Here is a 3,314-nt window from a genome sequence, read left to right as displayed (position 1 = left end):
GTTGATCGGAAGGAACAGGGTCGGCACGTGGTATCTCTGCACCTCCAGGTGTGCCCAGCCGGTCCGGGCCAGGGTCGCCTCAGTGTCGCGCAGCACATCGCAACCCTCGAAGAACCAGCGCCACGGCCGGGCCACGGATCGCTGAACCATCCGCAGCACAGGGTGGCTTTGGCCTGCCCGGACGTGCTCCAGGAAGAGAAACCGGCCATCCGGCCGGAGAATCCGGCGGACTTCGCGGAGCGTCGCAGCCGGGTCGGGCACGGTACACAGGACAAGCGTGCTCACCACGGCATCGACGCTCGCGTCGGGCAGACCGGTGGCGTCCGCCCCTTCTTCACGCAGCTCCAATTCGATGCCGTAGCGCTGCGCCGCCTTCCGGAGCGGTGAGTGCATGTGCCGGTTCGGCTCGATCGCGATCAGCCGGGTGCCGGTTCGGTAATAGCGCAGGTTGGCCCCGGTTCCGGGCCCGATCTCAACCACGGTCGGCGGAAGGTTAGCGAACAGCCGTCGCTTGCGCCGTCCCAGCAGCAGGTGGCCGTAGACGTTGGACTCGCGCAGGACGGCCGCGTTGAGTCGGCCCCGCACGGCGTTGTCGACCGTCGCGGCGCCGTGGCAGGCCTGTGGAGTGGTGGCGCTGTTGTCATGACGGAAACTGTCTGTCCCTGTCGTGTCCATACGGCGAGTGTGGGTGGCGCGCCTGTCAACTCGCTGTCACGTGTCGACGCCGCCGTGCCGGAGGCTGGCATAATGCCAGCTGATGTTCTTGGTACTCGGCGCCGTTACCGTGATCGGCCCGGACGGGCAGGTCGTCGCGCTCAGTGACCGCCAGCGGTCGCTGTTGGCCAGTCTGCTGGCCCGGGCCGGCGCTGTCGTGAGCGTTGATAACCTCGTGGACTTGGTCTGGCCGGAGGATCCCCCTCAGGATCCCGTGGCGGCGCTGCACAACCAGGTGTCCCGGCTGCGCCGGACTATTCCATTCACGCGGATTGAGACCGTGGCTCCCGGCTACCGGTTGGCCGTTGATCCGGACGATGTGGACAGTCAGCGGTTCGACCGGCTGGTGGGGGCCGACACTGCCGGGTCATTGAGCGAAGCTCTGAGCCTATGGCACGGTGCGGCCTACGCCGAGTTCGCCGAGTCGCCAGTGGCCCGGTTTGAGGCGATCCGGCTCGAGGAGGCCCGCCGACAGGCGATCGAGCGCTGGCATGAGCTTCGCCTGGACGAGGGCTCTCCCGACCTTCCGGCTCTGGAGGCATTCGCCACCGAACATCCGCTTCGAGAACGTGCCCACCTCGTCCGCATGAGGGCCTTGTACGCGTGTGGACGCCAAGCCGACGCGCTCGCGGCGTACCAACGCTACGCCGACCGGCTCGCCGACGAGCTCGGGCTCGAGCCTTCGGCCGCCATGCAGGAACTGCAGCTGCGCATACTCCGCCACAATGTTGCGCCGCCGACCCCGCTGCGAGCGATGCGCGTAAGTCACGTTTCCGTCGGCGACCGCCGGATCGCCGTTGCCACCGTCGGGAGTGGACAGCCGCTGATCGCGCTGCCCGGCTGGGTATCGAACATCGACGTCATCGCCGCCGGCCGCGATCCGCGCTCCTCGATGTTTCAACGACTAGTCGGAACCCGCGCGCTGGTCATGTACGACCGCTACGGGACCGGACGCTCCCCAGGTTCGGTCGACGACTTCGGGCTGGACGCGAGCGTGGCCGAGCTGGCCGCCGTCGCGACCCACGCTGGAGCGCCGGTGGACCTGCTCGCCATGTCCCAGGCCGGGCCGGTTGCCGTCGCGCTCGCCGCGACGCGGCCGGATCTGGTGCGGCGACTGGTGTTCTTCGGAACCTACGCCAGCGCCGCCGAAGTATTCATACGCCCAGACCTCAACGCCACCCTCATCGCGTTGGTGCGCAGTCACTGGGGGCTCGGCTCCAAGCTGCTCGCCGACCTCTACCGGCCCGATCCGACCGACGCAGCGGCCGACCACCTGGCCGCGGTGCTGCGAGACTCGGCCGACCGCGACGTGGCCGCCGGATATCTCGCGGCCATCTACGCCGCCGACGTCAAAGCCCTCCTGCCGGCGGTGAGCGCACCCGCACTCGTGCTGCACTACCGAGGTGACCGCGTAATACCTCACCGCGGCGGGCTGCAACTGGCCGAAGGCCTGCCCGACGCCCGGTTGGTCACTCTCGAAGGGCGCTACCACCTACCCGACACTCGTGACCTCGACCAAATTGTCGACACCATCATTGCGTTCCTGTCCGGACCGGCCAAGTAGCCACAGTCCTACCGATCGCCCAATTGGTTGCGCCAGAATCCGAGCCCGGCCACCGGTCGCTAGCAGGTGCTTGCCAGGCTGATCTCGACGGGGCTGACCTCGCTGGAATCGATCTCGGTGCGGTCTACCGCAGTCGACTATGTTCCCGAACTGCTCGAGGACGGACACAGGCGCGCGGCGGCCGAGAGCCTGGACGTCGAGTTCCAGCTCGGCGACGCCGAAGACCTACCCGCAGGCGACTCGTCATTCGACGCCGTGCTGAGTGTCTTCGGGGTGATGTTCGCGCCTGAGTACCAGCGGGCCGTCGGCCAGATCGCGCGCGTCACCGCCCGGCCGGCACCGTCGCCCGGGCCTCGTGGACCCCCGACGGCTTCGCCGGCGAGATGTTCCGTGTCAGGACCCAGCACGGCCCGGCTCCCGGGCATCGTCGTGCACGGCCCAGCCACATCCCGAGCTCACCAGGCATGGCGAGCACCCGAGACCCTGACCTCCGCGCATGTTCCGGATCACCATTTGTCCGGGCTGGGCTAGTGTCAGACCATCGCGTAGGACGATTCCCTTCCGGGATCTACGCTGTGACGGTGGAGAGGATTAGCGATGGGTTCTTGTCGTGGCGGCCGTTGATTGCCGGGGACCTTCCCATGCTGGCCGAGTGGTTGCGAGAGCCCCAGGTCGCCCGGTGGTGGAATCATGAGACAACCCTTGAGGCGATCGAGCGCGACTTCGGCGCGAGTACGCGAGGCGAGGAGCCGGGGGAAGACCTGCTCGTTCTCCTCGACGGCCCGCCAATCGGCCTGCTGCAGCGCTCGGCGATTTGCGACTACCCCGAGGATCTCACGGAATTCTCGGCAGTTATCGAGGTGCCAGTCGGCGCCGTCGAGCTTGACTACCTCATCGCGGACCCAGCGCTGCGCGGTCGCGGTCTCGGATCCCGCATGATCGCTGCGGCCGTTGAGGACACCTGGAACTCGTATTCTGATGCGCCCGCGGTGCTTGTCGCCGTGGTGGCCGCCAATGTGGCCTCCTGGCGTGCGCT

General features: G+C 67.8%; 4 protein-coding genes. 3 read left to right on the top strand and 1 reads right to left on the bottom strand.

Annotated features, from left to right (window positions below):
* On the bottom strand, positions 1-675 hold a 675-nt coding region (locus tag ACLP4W_RS09550; RefSeq protein WP_442385897.1), incomplete at its 3' end, for a class I SAM-dependent methyltransferase.
* Between the two features lie 82 nt (positions 676-757).
* Here ACLP4W_RS09550 and ACLP4W_RS09545 point away from each other — a divergent pair.
* The 3 genes from ACLP4W_RS09545 to ACLP4W_RS09535 form a co-directional block, all read left to right on the top strand.
* Positions 758-2,278, top strand: coding sequence for an alpha/beta fold hydrolase (locus ACLP4W_RS09545; protein WP_442385896.1), 1,521 nt, complete (start codon positions 758-760; stop codon positions 2,276-2,278).
* A gap of 66 nt (positions 2,279-2,344) precedes the next feature.
* Positions 2,345-2,809, top strand: a complete 465-nt coding sequence (locus ACLP4W_RS09540; protein WP_442385895.1) for a class I SAM-dependent methyltransferase — start codon at positions 2,345-2,347, stop codon at positions 2,807-2,809.
* A 50-nt stretch (positions 2,810-2,859) separates the two neighbouring features.
* The coding region (locus tag ACLP4W_RS09535; protein WP_442385894.1) for a GNAT family N-acetyltransferase at positions 2,860-3,314 on the top strand (455 nt) is incomplete at its 3' end.

This window comes from Mycobacterium sp. (genome assembly GCF_052145595.1).
Classification (GTDB): Bacteria; Actinomycetota; Actinomycetes; order Mycobacteriales; family Mycobacteriaceae; genus Mycobacterium.
Note: the sequence above shows the minus strand (reverse complement) of the source record. Positions and strands in the feature narration are given on the sequence as shown.